The organism is Janthinobacterium breve (assembly GCF_051380895.1).
In the GTDB taxonomy this organism is placed as follows: Bacteria; Pseudomonadota; Gammaproteobacteria; order Burkholderiales; family Burkholderiaceae_D; genus Janthinobacterium.
The window spans coordinates 55,981-75,629 of the sequence record NZ_JBNYXY010000005.1; the positions used below are offsets into that span (position 1 = coordinate 55,981).

At 65.1% G+C, this 19,649-nt stretch carries 4 protein-coding genes; 1 reads left to right on the plus strand and 3 read right to left on the minus strand.

Features of this window, described 5'->3' with window-relative positions; all coding sequences use genetic code 11:
- The first annotated feature begins 168 nt into the window (after nt 1–168).
- Complete coding sequence (locus ACQ4W0_RS10570; protein ID WP_436576686.1) at nt 169–2,868, plus strand: M1 family metallopeptidase; 2,700 nt, start codon at nt 169–171, stop codon at nt 2,866–2,868.
- Between the two features lie 459 nt (nt 2,869–3,327).
- Here the strand turns inward: ACQ4W0_RS10570 and ACQ4W0_RS10575 are convergent, their stop codons facing one another.
- Genes ACQ4W0_RS10575 through ACQ4W0_RS10585 form a run of 3 tightly spaced genes read right to left on the minus strand, consistent with a single transcriptional unit; the run spans nt 3,328 to nt 19,419 of the window.
- Complete coding sequence (locus tag ACQ4W0_RS10575; RefSeq protein ID WP_436576687.1) at nt 3,328–4,419, minus strand: OmpA family protein; 1,092 nt, start codon at nt 4,417–4,419, stop codon at nt 3,328–3,330.
- An 8-nt stretch (nt 4,420–4,427) separates the two neighbouring features.
- Entirely contained in the window at nt 4,428–7,718 is a 3,291-nt protein-coding gene (locus ACQ4W0_RS10580) for a hypothetical protein (protein ID WP_436576688.1), read from the minus strand.
- A 52-nt stretch (nt 7,719–7,770) separates the two neighbouring features.
- Entirely contained in the window at nt 7,771–19,419 is an 11,649-nt protein-coding gene (locus ACQ4W0_RS10585) for a hypothetical protein (protein ID WP_436576689.1), read from the minus strand.
- Nucleotides 19,420–19,649: the final 230 nt, after the last annotated feature.

Here is a 19,649-nt window from a genome sequence, read left to right on the forward strand (position 1 = left end):
CGCGCGGCAGGCGTGCGCCGCCCCTGGCGCGTTGACTTTGCCCCCGTTTCACCTTAGATTGCTGTACGGGAACGCTGGCTTTCAGTTCCAGCGATGTCCCGCTACCGCCATCAACGCTCGCAGCCTACCCGGCTGACGGGCGTTTTACTCATGAACCAAGGGCATACCATGCATCGCACACCGACTCCGCGTTTCCGCCGCAGCCAACTGGCTGCCGCCGTCCTGGCACTGGCTGCCGCCACCGCTTTCAACACGGGCCACGCCGCCCCCGCTGTCAAATATGCCTCGGCCAGCCATGCCGCCACGACCAACACGCAGCTGCCGCGCGGCGTCACGCCTTTGCACTATATTGTGTCGATCACGCCGGACGCCGCCGCCTCCACTTTCAAGGGCGAAGCCGCCATCAAGGTGGCCGTCGACACGCCAACGGCCAGCATCACCTTCAATGCCCTGAACCTGGCGTTTGCCGCCGCCGCCATCGAAGGCGCAGGCGGCAGCAAGCAGGTGACGCGCAAGATCGATTTCGATGCGGACAAGCAGACGGCCACCGTGCATTTTGCCGAGCCGCTGGCCAAGGGCGAGTACCTGTTGCGCATCGACTACAGCGGCAAGATCGGTACGCAGGCGACGGGCTTGTTCTCGCTCGACTATGACACGCCGCAAGGGCGCCAGCGCGCGCTGTACACGCAGTTCGAAAATTCGGATGCGCGCAGCATGCTGCCGTCGTGGGATGAACCGGACTACAAGGCCACCTTCGCGCTGGACGTGGTCGTCCCGAGCAGCCAGATGGCAGTCGGTAACATGCCCATCGCCAGCAGCGAAGAGCTGGGCAATGGCATGAAGCACGTGTACTTCGCCACCACGCCGCGCATGTCGACGTATCTGCTGTTCTTCGGCCTGGGCGACTTCGAGCGGGCGACAAAGATGGCCGACGGCACGGAAGTGGGCGTCATCACGAAGAAAGGCGCGCTGGCGCAAAGCCGCTTCGCACTCGACGAATCGGCCGCCCTGCTGCGCGAATACAACGATTATTTCGGCGTGCGCTACCCGCTGCCCAAGCTCGACAACATCGCCGCGCCGGGCCGCAGCCAGTTCTTCGGCGCCATGGAAAACTGGGGCGCCGTCTTCACCTTCGAATACGGCCTGCTGCTCGACCCGGCCATCTCGACCCAGTCCGACAAGGAAAACATCTACACCACGCTGTCGCATGAAATGGCGCACCAGTGGTTCGGCGACCTGGTCACCATGCGCTGGTGGGACGACCTGTGGCTCAACGAAGGTTTTGCGTCATGGATGGAAAGCCGCACCACGGAACGTCTGCACCCGGAGTGGAATACGGCCCTGTCCAACGTGGGAGGGCGCGAATCGGCCATGAGCCAGGACGCGTTACGCACCACGCATCCCGTGGTGCAGCGCATCGCCACCGTGGAACAGGCCAGCCAGGCCTTCGACGGCATCACCTATCAAAAGGGCGAAGCGGTGATCCGCATGCTCGAAGCGTACGTGGGCGCCGATACGTGGCGCACCGCCGTGCGCAGCTACATGCGCAAGCATGCGTATGGCAATACAGTGTCGGACGACCTGTGGCACGAAGTCGATGCGGCCGCCGGCAAGCCTGTCAGCGCCATCGCCCATGATTTCACCCTGCAGCCGGGCGTGCCGATGATCACGGTGGGCCAGGCCGTATGCAGGAAGGGCAGCACGCGCGTGACCCTGACGCAGACGGAATTTTCCAAGGACCAGCCGGACAAGAAGCCGCTGTCGTGGAAAGTGCCGGTGATCGCTTCGACAGTCGGCAACGGCAAGCTGGCCAAGGTGGTGCTCAAGGATGGCAAGGCCACCCTGAACGTGCCAGGTTGCGGCGCCCTGCTGGTGAATGCGGGCCAGAGCGGCTACTACCGCACCCTGTACGCGCCAGCCGGCACGCGCGCGCTGGCGGGGAGCTTCGCGCGCCTCGCGCCGATCGACCAGCTGGGCTTGCTGGCAGACAGCCAGTCGCTGGGCATGGCGGGCCTGCAAGACCCGGCCGGCTTCCTGGAACTGGTGAAGGCCACGCCCCTGTCGGCCGACCCGCAAGTGCTGGGCCGGGTGGCCGGGTCGCTGAACGGCCTGTATGAGCAGTATGCGGGCGACGCGGTGCGCCAGCAGGCTTTCGGCCGCTTTGCCATGGCGCGCCTGGCGCCGATGATGGCGCAGACGGGCTGGGAAGCGCGCGCGGGCGAAGCATCGAGCGTGGCGACCCTGCGCGGACGACTGATCGCCATTCTCGGCGACATGGGCGAGCCGGGCGTGATCGCCGAAGCGCGCCGCCGCTACGCGGCCAGCGAACAGGCCGGTGAGCAGGCCGCCATGCCTGCACCGCTGCGCCGCACCATCCTGGGCGTGGTGGCGCAGCATGCGGACGCCGCCACCTGGGAACAATTGCACGCCAGGGCGCAACAAGAAAAGACACCGCTCATCAAGAACCAGCTGTACGACCTGCTGGCCTCAAGCGACGATACGGCCCTGGCGCAGCGTGCGCTGGCGCTGGCGCTGACGGAAGAACCGGGCGTGACCAACAGCCCGGCCATGATCTCGCGCGTGTCGCGCACGCATCCCGAGCTGGCCTTCGACTTCGCGCTGGCCCACCTGGAGCAAGTCAATGCGCGCATCGACGCCAGTTCGCGCAGCCGCTACTTCCCGCGCCTGGCGGCCGGTTCGGCGCAGCCGGAGATGATCGCCAAGCTGGAAGCGTACGCGCAAGCGCATCTGCCGGCTAGCGCGCGCGGCGACTCCGACAGTTCCGTGGCCGGCATCAAGTACCGCATCAAGGTACGCGCCGAGCGCCTGCCGGCGGTCGATGCATGGCTGGCGAAACAGGCGGGTTAAGTGGAATTCCCGGCGCCGCGGCGCCGGGAGGAAGAACATACAGGCAAAAAAAACCGGCTTCGCAGATTGCGGTAGCCGGTTGAAACGCTGTTTCAGAGCGCAGGGATAAAGCAGGAAAACACATGAAAAAGTGGAAATCGTGCCGGTCATTGAGGTGTCCGGCAACCCTGCGCCCGGGGTTTCCGTGCGCCATATATCCACTATGCCAGCCCTTCCTTGAGTCAGGCTTAGGACTTCATTAAATCCCCGCACTATCCCTGCATTTCCCCCTGCCCCACCCTGCGATCATTACTATAAAACAAGTTTTACATGTCTGGTGCCGATGGTTGAGCTCACCGGCTAAGCTGTTGAGTCATGCCTGCATCCTATCGCTCCCGGAACGTAGTGACCTGCGCACCGCATGCTGTGTGCCAACAAAAGCATCATAGCAGCGGCATATGACCGGCCTATGACGTAACGCTAAGGTGCGTCGCCTTCCTTCACTGAACGCTTGACACCCGTCAATTCAATTTCCACGCGGCGGTTCGGCTGCAAACAGGCGATCAGCGCGGCGCGCGTCGCCACCTTCTCGCAGGCGGCGACGGGTTCGGCCTTGCCCTTGCCATACGCACTGATGACATTCGCGATGCCTTGCTCGCGCAGCAACTGTTTCACCGTCAATGCACGCCGCTCGGACAGGGCCTGGTTATAGCTGTCCCTACCCAGGCGGTCCGTGTGGCCCGTCACGGATAGCGTATCGATCTGCACATAGCCCTGCTTCAGGCGTGCCGCCAGTGCGCGGATTTTCTCGACGCCCTGCGGCAGCATGTCGGCCGCGCCCGCCTTGTCGAAGCGAAACAAGGCATCCATGTCCAGCGTGATGCGTTCATGCTCGATGCGCGGCAGGATTTCCGGCTGCGGTTCCCGCTTCGGCTTGTCGGCCGGGCACGCCGCTGCGGCGGACTGGGCTGCCGCCTGCGCATCCTCGGCCAGCTGCACATACGGGTTCGCGTGGCGCCAGCCCTGCTGCTTGTATTCGTTGCCAGCATGCACCAGTTCCACTTCGCCGCACGCCACCTTTTGCGCCGCACAGGCGAATCCCGGCGACTCGCGCAGCTTGCCAAAGCTGGCCCACAGATCGTCGCGCAGGCGCGTGGCGTCGTTCACCAGCGGCGTAGCGTCGCCGGGATTGGTCGTGCTGCTGTCTTCCAGCGCGGCAACGATCTTGGCCGATTCCTGCAGCGCCTGCAGGGGAAAGGCCGAGCGATCATTGCGCGTGTATTCGTGGAAAGACACGTCGAGCCAGCATTGCGCCTTGGACAGGTAATAGTCACCCACGCGCACGCCGCCGTCGTTGAGCTTCTTGATGCGTTCCTGCAGCAGGCGGTAAGCCTGCTGGTCGGCAGAGACGGCCTGGTCGCTGATGCGCAGCTGGGGCATGGCCAGCGGCGCCGTTGGCAGGGTCGGCGTGGCCGCCTGGGCCAGGCCCATGGCCAGCAGGCTGGCCAGCGGTATCAGTTTCATCATCGGGATCATCATCGGTGTCATCGTCGGTATCAGTGAGGGAGTCATGGTAGTTTTCATGGCCGGGCCAGGGTACGGTTGATGGTGGCGTCTTTGCCTTTGAACAGGTTTTCATCGAACTTGAAGCGCAGGCGCAAATACGGTCCGCGCGCCGTGTAGTCGGCGCCCGTCAGGTCGCGGTCGGAAAAGCCCGACCAGTTGTGGCCGGCCGACAGCCACAGGTTTTGCGCCAGCAGATAGCCCACTTCGACGCCGTTCGCCCACTGGCGGCTGCCCCCTTGCGGGCTGCCCATCACGGCCGCCAGCACGCCGATGTCCCAGTTCTTGCTGATGTCGTAGACGGTGCGCCCGGAAAACAGCCACGCCGTGTACTTTTCCTGGCCTGCAGGCAAGTTCCTGTCGTTGTTGTGCTTGGCGGCAACCCTGCCCGTGAACCACCACGGACGGCTGGGGTGATAGTCGAGGTGCGTGGAAACGATGTGTGCGCGGTAATTGTCGCCATCGATCTGCGACTGGTCGCGCACGGTCTTGTACTCGTAGCGGGCCAGCCCGTTGAAACGGTTGTCGTCCACGGGGCGCCACGCAAAGCCCAGCTGTGCCCGGTCCTGCAGCACATTGCCCACGGGCGCGCCGCTGGCGTCGTCGTTGTTGCGCGTGTACAGCAGGTAATTGCGTGCAAGCAAAGTCCAGTCACGGCTCAGCTTGCGCGCCCAGGCAATGGTATTGAGCCATTGATCCTGGCGCTGGTCGCCGGGCGCGATTTCGCTGTCGAACAAGCGACGGTACTCGAGCTTGACGGAACCGCGCCACAGCGGATTGACCGAGTAGTCGAAGCCTGCCGCCACGGCCACGGCTTGTTGTTGCTGGCCGTTCATGACTTTCAGATATTCCACATTCGTATTCGCGGCCAGGCCTTCGCCCAGGTTCCACGTGTTGCGCAAGCCGGACGCCAGCTGCAAGTCGCGCTGGTTGCTGAGGCTGTAATCCATGGCGTCGCGCATGCGATACTCGCCAAACACGGTGCCACCCGGCATGTAACCCGTGTCCGCGCCGGCCACGAAACTGGTGCTGCGGTCGGCAGGATTGAGCGAATACGCAGACGCCAGCCCCGTCTGATTTTCATAGCGTGCATACAGCCGGCTGCGTTCGGCCAGCTGGTATTGCGCACCCAGGCCGTAGCGGTGCTGGTCCGCGTCGGAAATGCTTTTTTCCACGTCGCCATTCAAGGTCCAGCGCTCCGTGGCCTTGTATTGCGCCCCCAGGCGCACGGTGGTGGCGTCCAGCGGCACCGTCGCGCCGGCGCCGGCGCCGGGATTGATGGGCGCAAACGTGGTGATGCTGCCACCCGTGACGGGGTCGATGGCCGTGTTGGCCGTGCCGTTGCCGAAGAAGCCGCCCGTGGGATTGAGACCCGTGCCCAAGGGCGAGGTATTCGGTGCGATGCCGGCCGTCGACGGCATGCCGCCGCTCTCCTTCATGTGCTGGACGGAGACGTCGAGCAACCAGCGTTCGTTGGCATTCCATGCCACGCCCAGGCGCTGCGCATCGCGGCGCGCCTCCGTGCTGCGCTCGTCGCTACGGATGGCCTCGCCATACACGGTGACGGCGGGACTGAGCTTGTAGCCCGCCTTCACGCCCGCCTCGCCCCGTCCGCCCGTGATGCCGGCCGCCGTGTTATTGAAATCCTTGTCGGAACGGCTCCAGAACGCTTTCGCTTCCAGCTTGTCATCCTTGTGCTGCAGCTCGACCCGGGCCGCATTGCCGCTGACTTCATCACGCAGCTCGCCCGCCTGGCCCGACGGCGTGGTGTAGATGTTGCCGCCCGCGCTGTAGCTGGTGGACGTGGTGCGCGCCACTTCCACCACCAGCAGACTGTGCTCGCCGAAGCGCAAACCGGCATTGACACTGTGCAATTTATACGGCGACAAGGGATTCTTGTCTTCCACGGCCGAGCCACCGAGCGAGACCATCTTGCCCAGCTGTACTTGCCCATCCACGCCCAGGGTCCAGAATTTTTCGCCGCCTTGATCTACCTCATAGCTGATGCGTATCGATTGCGGATCGCCATTCGGCGTCAGCGCCGGGATCGCCTGCTTGAACAGGATGCGCCCGCTAAACGGCTCGAAGCTGTAATCCTCGAAACGGCGCAGCTGCGTCACCTGCACGATATTGCCGTTCTGGTTTTTGTCGCGCACCACGATCTCGATCTTTTCCGAGTTTTCGATGGCGTTGTTGTTGCGCACGGCGAATGGCCCCGAGGTGCCATTGGCCCGGTATTCCTCGACCACCTGCTTCAGGCTATCGTTGATGGCGAAGGCATTGGCGACGATGCCATCCTGTTCATAATGGCCGCGCCCGCCTGTGGCCGTGCGGTTGTACTGGCCCAATTTTCTCTGCTGCAAGCTGGCCACGGCGCCGCCGCCCGTCATCTGGCTGAAGCCGTCGCCGGTGGCGAAGTCGCCATACAGCACATAGCTTTTTTGCTGGTCGATGCGCACGTACAGGCGGTCGCTGGAGCGGGCGTCGAAATTGCGCACGGAACTGTCGCCGTAGACGGGATAGAACTCTTCCGGATTGACATCGCGCAAGAGGCGCGCGCGCGTATCCTTGTCCGAGTCGTAGGCGGCCGTCAGCAAGGCGTCGCCACGGATGGTTCCCTTCAGGAACATCGCCGCGCGGCCCGCCACATTGGCCTTGCCATTGTTGAATGCCCTGCTCCAGCGCTGGATGTCGCGCTCGAAACCATCGTTGAAACGCGATGGTGAAATGGAACTGCTCGACAGGCTGCGCTTGCTGATGATGCCGTCAATCAAGCCCACGGCCAGCATGTCGCGCAGTTCTGGCAGGAAACTGATCGTGCCCTGCGCCGCCACGCTGCCGGCCGACACGCGCAGAAGCACGTCCTGCGGCGTGGTGGGGGCCAGCAAGCTGAAGCTTGCTACACCATTCTCCACCGTCAGCTGCGTGCCGGGCGTGACCTTGTCGGCGTCGCGCCGCTCGGGGCCCAGTTCATCCGTGCGGGCGCCGGGCAGCAGGATGCGCCCGCCGCTGGCCTCGATGGTGAGCAAGGCCGTGCCCGTCAAGGGCTTGCCGTGCTCGTCATACAGCCTGACCGTCACCTTGACGGGGCTCTGGCCATCGGCAGGCACGTCATTCCCGTCCGTTTCGACGGCGATGCGCGCCACGCCCCGGTTGATCGCATAGTCGGCAAGGCCCACCTTGCCCGCAAACAAGGATGGCGCTGCCACGCTGTCCGGCACGGCCATCTGGGCCTGGCTAGCGGCCGGGAAGACCAGCAAAGCCAGTACGGCGGCCATGCGCCGGGGCGCGGGGAGAGTTCTCTTCATGGCTTGTTTCTCTTTAGCAGCATTGGCAAGCGGCAAGTAAGGTGAAAGAGGCTTATTGCGCATGGCTGCCTCCTGCGGCTGGCACGGTGGCGGGCGACGGCACGCGCGGAGCGACGACAGGCTGGTTGGCGCTGTCCGTCGCCTGCGCGGGCGCGCTGGCGGGCTGGCTGCTGAAACTCAGTCCCGGCCCCGCCCTGCCCTCCCTTTCCACGCTGCGCACCTCGCCCTGCGCGCGGCGCGCCTTGACTTGCTCCAGCACGGGGTTCGAGCACGAGCCTTCGATGAAATCGGCGCGCAGCAACTCGCCATTCTTGGTATCGAGGAACAGGCTGTGCGGATCGCCCAGGTTGCGGTTCGACGCTTCCATCATGCGGCTGGCGCGCGGCAACGTTGCGCCATCGACCTTGATGACATGGCTGTTCGGCGTGATGCCGCAATAGCTGTACTTGCCTTCCACGTCCGTGGTGAAGTTCGTGCCATCCTCCATGTACAGGCGCACGCCCGGGATGCCCAGTTCCTCCGCATCCTGCACATGGTTGTTATTGCAGTCCACAAACACCTTGCCGGCGATGCAGGCATCCGTGGTGAACACGCCGCCCGTCACCTTGACTTTCGCGCGCGCCTCGTTCGAAGGCGGGCCGTTGGTGGTCGATGCCTGGGCACGGTTGATGCCGTCGCCCTGCAGCGAACCGACGCCCACGCGCAGGCGGTAGCGGAAGCTGGCGCTGGCGTTCGGCGCCAGGGATTCCAGCTTGAAGCTCAGCTGCGGCCCCGGCTTGCCGGACGGATCGGGCTGCACCACATTGTTGCGCGTGGTGGTGCCGTCGATGTAGCGGAAACCGGCCGGCAGCTTATCGAGCACGCTGACGCCAAACGCCGTCGCCACGCCCGTGTTCTTCACCTCGATCGTGTACTGCAGGCTGTCGCCGATCTCGGCCTGAGTCTTGTTGACGCTCTTGCTGATCAACAACATCGGCTTGTCCGTCGTGTTGAACACCACGGGCGTAAAGCTCGGTGGCGTGGCACCAGGCGTGGCCGGCAGCAGCAAGGTGTCGGCCGAGCTGGCCAGGGCCAGCACGCTGGCCGGTGCCACCGGCGTCGTCGATGTACCCGTGCCGCTATAGCTGTGGCCGATGTTACGCCCGCCTGTTTCCGTGCCCAGCATGGTGCTCGCATACACCTGGTTCAGCTGCGGCACCGTGGGAATCGCCGCCACGCTGCCGAAGTCGACCAGCACCGTGAAGCCGATGTTGCAGCTTTCCTGCGGCTGCAAGTCGCCCTTGCCATTCAACAAGCCAAACACGGTGGCACCGTTGAAGTCGGGATTGGCGACACAGGCCGTGGCACTGGCGGGCCGCGCCGTGACGGCCAGGCTGCCCGGCTTGAGGGTGACGCTGGTGGCCGTGGGGAAGACGGCCTTCAGGTTTTCCGCCACCTGCACCATGGTCGAGGTCGGATAGCCGGCAGGATAACGGTTGGCCGCCTGCACCGTGTAGCTGATCTCGAACTTGCTGGCATCGACTTGTTGCTGTGCCGACACTGCCTTGATGACATCGACCACCTGGCGCAGCAACACCACGGGCGTGGGCGTGTCTTCGCCCGTGAAGGCGACACCGCCCACGGTATCCGAGGCATTGCCGTTATGGTTGGGATCGACCTTGTCCGCCAGCGCGGCCACGTCCGCTGCCGTGGCCACGGCGCCCGCATGGCTGCCGCCATTGTTGGAAGCGTCAAACACGAGGCTGCCCACGGGTGGCGTATACACCGGATTGGCGGCGATGACGCCCGCAGCAGGGGCTGGCGGCACGCTGATGGTGCCGCCCGCGTTGGCGACATTGCCGCCCAGCGCGCTGGTAAACACGCTGTTGTTGTACTGCGGCAAAGTCGTCTCCTGTACCGTGATTTCCACGGTGAAAGTGATGACGCTCAACTCGCCCTCGGCCAGTGCCGTATCACCGTTGAGCAAACGCAAGTCGCTGCCGCCGCAACCGCCCGTAAAGCCCGGGTTGACGGCCAGCTGGCGGCTACCGCCAATGGCGGGCGCGGCAGGCGGCGCGACGATGCGGCACGTGACGGGTTCGGGGAAGGCGGCGCGCAGGCTGTCGAGCGCCTGCACATTCTGCGCCGCGCCCTTGCCCACGTTGCGGATCACCACCGTGTATGGCACATTGAAGACCTTGGCCGACAGCTGGGTCACTTTGCCCACGCCCAGCGCCACGCCGATGGCCGGGTTGGCCACGTCCGTGACGGCCGTGCAATCAGATGCCTGCGCGCAACGTGGCAAATCGGGACCGGCGGGCACGATGGTGTTGCTCAGGGTGCCGCTGGCGGCCACTTTCGCACTCACCGTGACGGCGGCCACGGCGTTCGGCGCCAGGCCGGCCGGCACCGTACACACCAGCTTGTTCGCGGCCAGCGGCGCACAGGTGGTGGGCGCGGCGGGCGTGACGACGATGTCCGTCAGGCTGGCGGCCAGGTCGTCCGTCAACGTGATGGCTGCCGTGGTGGCACCGCTGCCGCCGTTGGTAGCCGTGATGCTCCAGCTGACGGTGTCACCGATGCTGGCATTGGTCTTGTCCGCCACTTTTTTCACCATCACGCTGGGGCTGGTGACATTGGTCGTCGTCTGGCAATCGCTTGGGACCAGGCACAGCGGCACGTCGGGCCCGGAAGGCACGATGCGGTTGAGCGCCGTGCCGGGCTGGGTGACGGTGGCCGACACTTCCACGCTGGCTTCGCCGCCATTACCGATCAGGCCGGCAGGTACGCTGCAGCTCAGCACATTGCCGGCCACCGGTGCGCACGTGGCGCGCACAGGCGTGACCACCACATTCGCCAGGCCGGCCGGCAAGGTGTCGACCAGGGTCATGACGGCGCGCGTGGGGCCGGTGCCCGTATTGCTGGCCGTGATGGTCCACACGACGGTGTCGCCCACATTGGCGCTGGCGCGGTTGACGCTTTTCCGCACCGCCACCTTGGGTCCCGTCAGCACGATGCTGGACTCGCAGCTGTTCGCCTGCGCGCAGGCTGGATTGTCTGGCCCGCTCGGCATCACGCGGTTCGACAGCGTTCCTTCCAGCGTACCGGTCGCCGTCACGCGCACGCTGCGCGTGCCATTTCCGATAGCCAATTGACCTGCAGCGATGCTGCAGCTTTGCACGCTGTTCGCCACCCAGCTCGCCAGCGGCGGACACGTCACGCCAGCGTCGGCATTGACCGCCAGCACCGTCAAGTTCGGTGGCAGGATATCGGCCAGGGTCACCACGCCTTGGTTGGCCACGCCGCCGCTGTTGACGGCAGTGATGGTCCAGATGATGCTGTCGCCCACGTTGGCATTGTTGCGGTTGGCCGTCTTGCTGACGCGGATGACGGGACCCGGCATGGTTACCGTGGCCGTGTTCGGCAAATCGTACTGCACTTCCGTCGAGCTGGTGGCGATGAGGCTGACGATGGTCGAGACATTGCTGGCTGGCTGGATGTACGACAGGCCGAAGCTGTGCAGCTCGTTGGGCGCCAGGCTGGCGGGCAAGCCCGTCACCGTCAGCATGCCGCTGATGGCGTCATAGCTGCCGGCCACACCGCTCAGGGTCACGCCCATCAGGCCCTGCGCCAGTTTCAAGCTGTACGTCACGTTCTCGGCCGTGCCGGGACCAACGTTGCTGTAGCTGACGATGCCGTTGATCTGGTCGCCGGCACTGGTGCTGCCGGGGAAACCGTTCAGGGTGGTAGTCACGTCGACCAGCAGCTTGATGGCCGTGGTACTGGTGGTGCAGTCCGCCGCCTGCAAGCAGACAGGATTGTCCGGTCCGCTTGGCAACACCGTGTTCTGCAGCACGCCAGCCGCGCTGGCCGTGGCCCGCAGCACCACTTGCGCCTGTCCGCCCGGCGCCAGGCCGGCCGTCACGCTGCACGTGACGATATTGCCCGCCACAGGCGCACAAGTGGCCAGCTGCGTGGACAGCACTTGCACGCCACTGACGCCGGCTGGCAGGTTGTCGGTGAGCACGATGGCGGACTTGGTCGCACCCGTGCCGCCATTGCTGGCGGTAATGGTCCAGGTCAGCACGTCACCCACGTTGACACTGCTCTTGTCGACGCTCTTGCGCACCGTCACTTGCGGCGCGACGAGGGTCGTCGTGGCTTGGCAGGCGCTGGCCGTATCGCAGGCGGGATTGTCGCCACCGCTGGGCAAGACACGATTCGACAGGGTGCCACCCAAGGTGCCGCGGCCCGTGATGACGACCTTGCGGCTGCCATTGCCGGCGGCCAATTGACCTGCCGCAACCGTGCATGCCTGCACGCTGCCAGCCGTCCAGCTGGCGACCGGCGGACAGCTCACGCCCGCGTCAGGTGTCACGCTGAGCACGACGATATTGGCAGGCAACACATCGCTGACGACGACCGGGTGTTGATTCGGCAAGTTGCCCGTGTTCGTAGCCGCAATGGTCCACGTCAGGATATCGCCCACGGCCGCGTTTACCTTGTCGACCGTCTTGCTGGCGCGGATCACGGGGCCCGGCAAGTTCGTCGTCGCCGTATTCGGCAAGTCGTTGACGATTTCCGTCGAACTGGTGCCCACCATGCTGGTGATGCGCGAGCTGTTGCTGGCCGGCTGGGTGTAGAACAGGTTGAAGCTGGCGCTCTGGCCGGCGATCAGGGTGGCCGGCAAGCCACTCAGCACATACATGCCCGTGGCGCTGTTGTAAACGCCGCTGATGCCAGGCGCACCGCTGACGGCGCTGAGGGAAACGCCGCTCAGGCCCGCTTCCAGCTGCAGGCTGTAGCTCATCGTTTCCGCCACGCCCGGACCGACGTTGACAAAGGTCACCACGCCACGGATGGCGTCGCCCGCATTGCTGCTGGCGGGGAAGCCGTTCAGGGTGGTGGTCACGTCGACCAGCAGTTTCGATACCACCGTGGTGGTCTGGCAATCGCCGGGGACGGCGCAGACGGGATTATCCGGCCCGCTCGGCACCAGCGCATTCGCGAGGCTGCCCGACAAGGTGGCCGTGGCGCTCAGCTTGACGCTGGCGCTGGCGCCGGCGGCCAGGCCGGCTGGCACGCTGCAGCTGACGACATTGCCTGCCGGCGCGGCGCAGGTGACGGGCGCCGTCGGCGTCACCAGCACATTCGCCAGGCCCGCAGGCAAGGTATCGCTCAGGGTGGCGATGGCCGTGCTGGGCCCGCTACCGCTATTGCGCAAGGTCAAGGTCCACGTCAGGGTATCGCCCACGTTGGCTGCCGTCTTGTCGACGCTCTTGCTGGCGTTCAGCAAGGGCGCGCTGACGGTGCTGGTGGTGCTGCAATCACCCGCCTGCAGGCAGGCCGGGTTGTCCGTGCCGCTGGCGCTGACGCCATTGACGAGACTACCGGCCACGGCAGCACGCGCCGTCACTTGCAACGTGGCATTGCCGCCAGCGGCCAGGCCAGCCGGCACGCTGCATGTGAGCACATTGCCGGCCAGCGGCGCGCAGGTGACGGGCGCGGCGGGCGTGACGACGATATTCGCCAGGCCAGCCGGCAAGGTGTCGGTGATGGTGGCGATGGCCGTGCTGGCCCCCGTGCCGCTGTTGGCCAGGGTGACCGTCCACGTCAGGCTGTCGCCGATATTCAGGGCCAGCTTGTCGACGCTCTTGCTCAGCGCCAGGCTGGGGCTGGTAATGGTGGTGTGTGTCTGGCAGCTGCTGGCCTGGAAACAAGCCGGATTGTCGGGGCCGCTCGGCATGAGCTGGTTGGCCAGGGTGCCGCCCGCGCTGGCCTTGCCGGTCAGCACGATCTGGCGCTGGCCATTACCGGCCGCCAGCTGGCCGATGGCTACGCTGCAACTCTGGCTGCTATTGGCCACCCAGCTGGCCAGCGGCGGACAGGTGACGCCGCCGTCGGGCGCCACATTGGTCACGATGATATTGGTCGGCAGCAAGTCGGTCAAAATGACGGCGCCCTGGTTGGCCAGGCTGCCCGTGTTGCTGGCCGTAATCGTCCAGATAATTTCCTCGCCCACATTCGCCACGGCCTTGTTGGCCGTCTTGCTGACGCGGATGATGGAGCCGGGCATGGTGACGGTCGCCACGTTGGGCTGGTCGTTCGGCACTTCCGCCGACGTCGTGGCAATGCGGCTGACCACGGTCGACAAGTTGCTGGCCGGCTGGATGTAGCTGAGCTGGAAGCTGAAACCCTGCCCCTGCGCCAGGGTGGCCGGCACGCCGCTGAACGTCACCAGGCCGGAGCCCCCGTTGTAGCTGCCCGCCACGCCGTTGACGCTCACGCCGGCCAAGCCGGGCGCCAGCTGCAGGCTGTAGCTCACACCCTCGGCCGGCCCGGGGCCGATATTGCTGAAATTGACGGTACCGGCTATCGTGTCGCCCGCGTGCGTGCTACCGGGAAAGCCGTTCAGGGTGGTGGTCACGTCGACCAGCAGTTTCACGGCCGTGCTGGTGGTACTGCAATCGCCGGGCTGCGGGCAGACAGGGTTATCGGGGCCGCTTGGCACGACGGTATTGACGTAGGCGCCGGCCGCATTGGCCACGCCCTTGACGACGATATTCAGCGTGCTTCCCGCCGCCATGCCGGCGGGAATGGCGCACACCAGCTGATTGCCGCTTGGCACGGCGCAGGTGGCGGGCGATGCGGGCAACACTTGCCACAGCGTCAGGTTGGCCGGCAAGGTGTCCGTCAGGGTGACCACACCCGTGGTCGCGCCCGTGCCCGTATTGGCCACGGCAATAGTCCAGGTCAGCGCATCGCCGACATTGATATTGCTCTTGTCGACGGTTTTATGCACGGCCACTTGCGGGCTGAGGATGGTGGTGCTGGTCTGGCAGGATGCAGCCTGGGCGCAGGCGGGATTGTCGGGTCCGCTCGGCAGCACCTTGTTGCCCAGGCTGCCACCGGTCGTTCCCCTGGCCGTTATGGTAATGCTGCGGCTGCCGTTCACGGCAGCCAGCTGGCCTGCCGCGACAGTACACGCTTGGGCGCTGTTGGCCAGCCAACTGGCCAGCGGCGGACAGCTGACGCCGGCGCCCGGCGTGACGGACAGCACCGCCACGTTGGCGGGCAGGATATCCGTCAGGGTCACTACGCCCAAGTTAGCCAGGCTGCCCGTATTCGTGGCCGTGATGCTCCAGGTAATCGTCTCGCCCACGTTGGCCGTCGTCTTGTCGGCCAGTTTCGTCACGCGGATGATGGGGCCGGGCACGGTTGCCATGGCCGTGTTCGGCAATTGGTTCGCCACTTCCACCGAGGTGGTGGCGATGGTCGAGGTCACCATCGACAGGTTGTCGGCCGGCTGCGTATAGCTGACATTGAAGCTGGTACTCTGGCCATTCGCCAGGCCCACGGGCAAGCCGCTGAGGGTCACGACGCCCGTGGCAGGATTGTAGCTGCCCACGGCGCCCATCAAGGTGACGTTGCTCAAGCCCGGCGTCAGCTGCAGGGTGTATGTCACGCCTTCGGCCGGGCCCGGTCCCACGTTGGCGTAGGTGACGGTGCCGGAAATCGTGTCGCCCGCCAAGGTATTCGGCGGGAAATTATTCAAGGTGGTGGTGACGTCGACCAGCAGCTTGACCACCGTGGTGGTGGTGCCGCAATCGCCGGGCAGCACGCAGGCGGGATTGTCCGGCCCCGATGGCAGCACGCTGTTGACGGCAGACCCGGCCAGGGTGGCCGTGGCGCTGACGATGATCTTCGCCGAGGCGCCTGAGGCCAGGCCGGTCGGCACGCTGCACGTCAGGTTCTGGCCCACCACTGGCGCGCAGCTGGCAGGCGCCTGCGGGCTGACGACGATGTTCGCCAGCCCGGCCGGCAAGGTGTCGGCCAGCGTGACGGCGCCCGTGCTGGCACCCGTGCCGCTATTGCTCACCGTTAAGGTCCACGTGATGGTATCGCCCACGTTGACGCTGGCCTTGTCGACGCTTTTCTTCACCGCCACGTTCGGGCTGGTGACGCTGGTGGTGGTCTGGCACTGGGCCGGCGTGGCGCACGCGGGATTGTCGATGCCGCCCGGAACAAGGCTGTTGGCCACCGTGCCGGGCGCATTCGTCACGGCCTTGATGAGCACTGTCGCCTGCATGCCACTGCCCAGCCCTGGCGGCACGGTGCACGTCAGGGTGGTGCCCACAGGCACGCCGCAACTGGCGGGCGCCACGGGCAGGATCTGCAGCGCGCCCACGTTGGCGGGCAAGCTGTCGGTCAGGGTGATCGGACCATTCGTGGGGCCGCTACCGCTGTTGATGGCCTTCAGGGTCCACGTAATGGTGTCGCCGAGATTGACGGTGGTCTTGTCGACGCCTTTCGTCACGGCCACGCTGGGGCTGGTCACCGTGCTGGTGGTGGCGCAGCCGGCAGGCGTGGCGCAGGCAGGATTGTCGGCGCCAGTCGGCACGACGGTGTTATTGTAGGTGCCCGCCGCCGCAGGCTGGGCCGTGACGGTGAAGCCGGCGACGCCGCCGTTCGCGGCCAGGCCGGCCGGCACCGTGCAGGTGAGGATATTGCCTACCGGCACGGCGCAGGTGGCGCTGCCGACCAGCGCCACGTTCAGGCCCACCAGGTTGGCCGGCAAGGTATCGGTCAGCGTGATGGGCGCGGTGCTCACGCCATCGCCGCTATTCGTCGCCGTGACGCTCCACGTCAGGCTGGCGCCGATATTGATGCTGGCATGGTCGACGGTTTTCGTCACCGCCACCTTGGGGCTGGTGATCGAGGTGACCGTGCGGCAGTTTTCCGCCGTGGCGCATGAAGGATTATCGGGTCCGCTCGGCATGATGCGGTTCGCCAGGCTGCCGCCCGCCGTGGCGTGCGCCGTGATGGTGATGGTGCGGCTGCCGTTGAGGGCCGCCAGCTGGCCGGCGGCGATGGTGCAGGTCTGGGTGCTCGACGCCACCCAGCTGGCCAGCGGCGGGCATGTCACGCCCGGCGCCGCCACCACGCTCGTCACCACCAAGTTGGGCGGTAACAAATCGGCCAGGGAAACCAGGCCCTGGTTGGCGATATTGCCCGTATTGCTGGCAGTGATCGTCCACGTGATGTTTTCGCCCACATTCGCCGTCAGCTTGTCGGCCACCTTGGTGACGCGCACGTTCGGCCCCGGCACCATCACGGTGGCCGTATTCGGCAAGTCATTGGCCACTTCGACCGAGGTGGTGCCGATCACGCTGGTGACGAACGAGCTGTTCGAGGCGGGCTGGGTATAGCTGAGATTAAAGGTGACGCCCTGCCCGGCCAGCAGATTCGGCGGCAGGCCGGACAGGATGATGAAGCCCGTGCCCGCGTTGTACACGCCCGTCACGCCGGTGACGGACACGCCCGTCAAGCCTGGCGGCAACTGCAGCGTGTACGTCACGTTCTCGGCCGTGCCCGGTCCCATGTTGCGGTAGGTGACTGTGCCGCTGATGGCATCGCCCGCATTCGTCGAACCGGGAAAGCCGTTCAGGGTGGTGGTCACGTCCACCAGCGCCTTGCTGACGACAGTGGTGGTCTGGCAAGCAGCCGGCGTGGCGCAGCTGGCGCCATTGCCGCCGGACGGCGCCACGCTGTTGACGAAATTGCCGGCCACCGTCGGTACGCCAGTGATGCTGACCTGGGCGCTGGCGCCCGGCGCCAGGCCGGCGGCTACCGTGCAGGTGAGCGTATTGCCGACCAGCGGCGCGCAGGTCGCGGGCGCCGTGGGCGTGACGACGATGCTGGTCAGGTTGGCCGGCAGGGTATCGGCAAGGGTCAGGGCCGCCGTGGTGGCGCCCGTGCCAGCATTGTTCGCCGTCAAGGTCCACTGCACGGTGTCGCCGATGAAGGCGCCGCTCTTGTCGACGCTTTTTTGCACGCGCACGAGCGGGCTGACGATGCCCAGCGTGTCGCTGTCCACGTTATTCGCGGGAATGGGGTCCAGCGTGGTGGCGCCGGCCGTGGTGGTGATCGTCAGGCTGCCGCTGGCGGGCAGGTTGAAGGTGGAGCTGCAATTGATGCGCGAGCCGGGAATGAAGGGCGTCACGGGTGCGCTGCAACTGGCCGTGGCGCCGGCTGGCAAGCCGCTCATCACGCAGGTGGGCGCTGCCGCGTTGTCGGGGCCGTTATTCGTGCACACGCCCGTGACCGTCACGGGGGCACCAGCATTGTAGGGACCGGCTGGCACCGTCGTGACGGCTTGCATGTCCGCCTGCAGGCGACGGTTGCTGATGGTACACGTGACGGGCGCCTCGGGCATCGTGAAGTTGCCGGCGTTGGCCGCGCCAGATCCGATGACGGCGGCCGTATCCGTGCGCACGCAACTGTAGCTGCTCTGGTATTGCGCCAGGATGGTGGCCGTGCCCGCGCTTTCCGCAAACGTCACGAGGTTGCCCACGCGCACCAGGGCGCTGGCCGTCGCACCATTGCCGCCCTGAACGCCGGCCGTGCCGTTGGCATTCATGATGAACAGGCCACTGTCGCTAGCGGGCGTGAGCGCCTTGACCACCGTCAAGGTATTCGTTTTGACCGTAGCCGTGGTGCTGCTGCTGTTGTTACTGAGATCGCTATCCGTTTCATTGGGCGAGACGGTCACCGTGGCCGTATTCACGATGCTGGCAGCGTCGCCCGGCGTGGCCGTGATCGTCACCGTCAGGTAAGAACCCGTGGTGGGGTCGCTGACGGCCGCATTCACGGGCAGGTTGCCCATGGTAATGCTGACGCTATTGCTGCCCGAACCCGAGGTTTTTGTGCCGCAGGAAGCGCTGCCGCTGGCGGCGCAAGTCCAGCTGACGTTGCTCAAGCTGGCCGGCAGCACATCGCTGAAGGTGGCGCCCGTGCTGAGGGCCGGGCCACGGTTCCACACTTTCATGGTATAGCTCAAGGGCTTGCCGACGGAAAACTGCGCCGGGCCCACCTTGCCGACGGCCAGGTCGGTCTTGCTATTGGTGCAGTCGGCATAGGAACTGGCCAGGCTGGGGTTGCGCAATTGCGCCGCAGGAATAATTTCCGTCACATTGTCAGGACGCGTCCAGCGCATGTGCAAATAATTGATGCCGCCCACGTTATTCCACAGGACGCGGGCCAGATAACAGCCACCGGGCGTGGCGCTATTGAAATTGCCGGCCAAATTCTGGAAATCCGTTTCATTATTCGAATATTCTGCCACGCTGCCCACGGCCACGTTGTACACGGTATTGCGGTAATTGGTCGAATACTGGGTCGAGAAATCGACCTTTACGTCGTCGTCGTGCGAGACGCTGAACTTGTAGTTTCCCGCCTGCGGAAACACCACCAGCGTGTACATCACGCGGCCCATGATCCAGGCCTGGCAGGCAGCAGACGTTTGCTGCGTGTCTAAGTTGCATAACTGCGCAGGACTGGCGGGCGTGCCATTGGCCCAGTCCAGCTGCGCCGAGGTGCCCATGCGCGCCGCATTGACGGCGGGATTGGCAGCCAGCGCCGCCAGACTGGCGAGACGAGCCGTGCTGCCCGCGTTAAAGCTGTTGTCGTAATTGGGCAAGGCGGGGTTGGCCGGCACCCGCGAAATACCCCGGTAATCCTCCCACAGCACTTGCGCACGGGCGGGCGCGGTGGCGCCCAGCAGCAAGGAGGCGAGCAACAGCGGTACGACATGCCACCTGGAAAGGTCGGGTAAGCGGGCGCGGTGAACAATCGCGGTCAGCATTCCCATGTAGCGCCCGACGGACAAAAAAGCTGCATGGCGGCCGGAACGGCCTGCCGTTTCCTGGTGTGTTTTGATCATGTTGTTCGCTAAGAAATGTACCGCTGCAAGGTGCAGGCCAATATAAAAATGACACTTATTTGTCATGATTATATGAACAAGTAACAGTTCAAGCGTACGACAACAGTGGTTTTTTTGTTTCCAACAAAGAAATTAAATTATCTCGTTGATATTTCGCAACACATTCATCAAATTAATCGTGCAGTTACGCTGACATTCTATTTTCTGCCGCATACTGATCAGCTCGACAT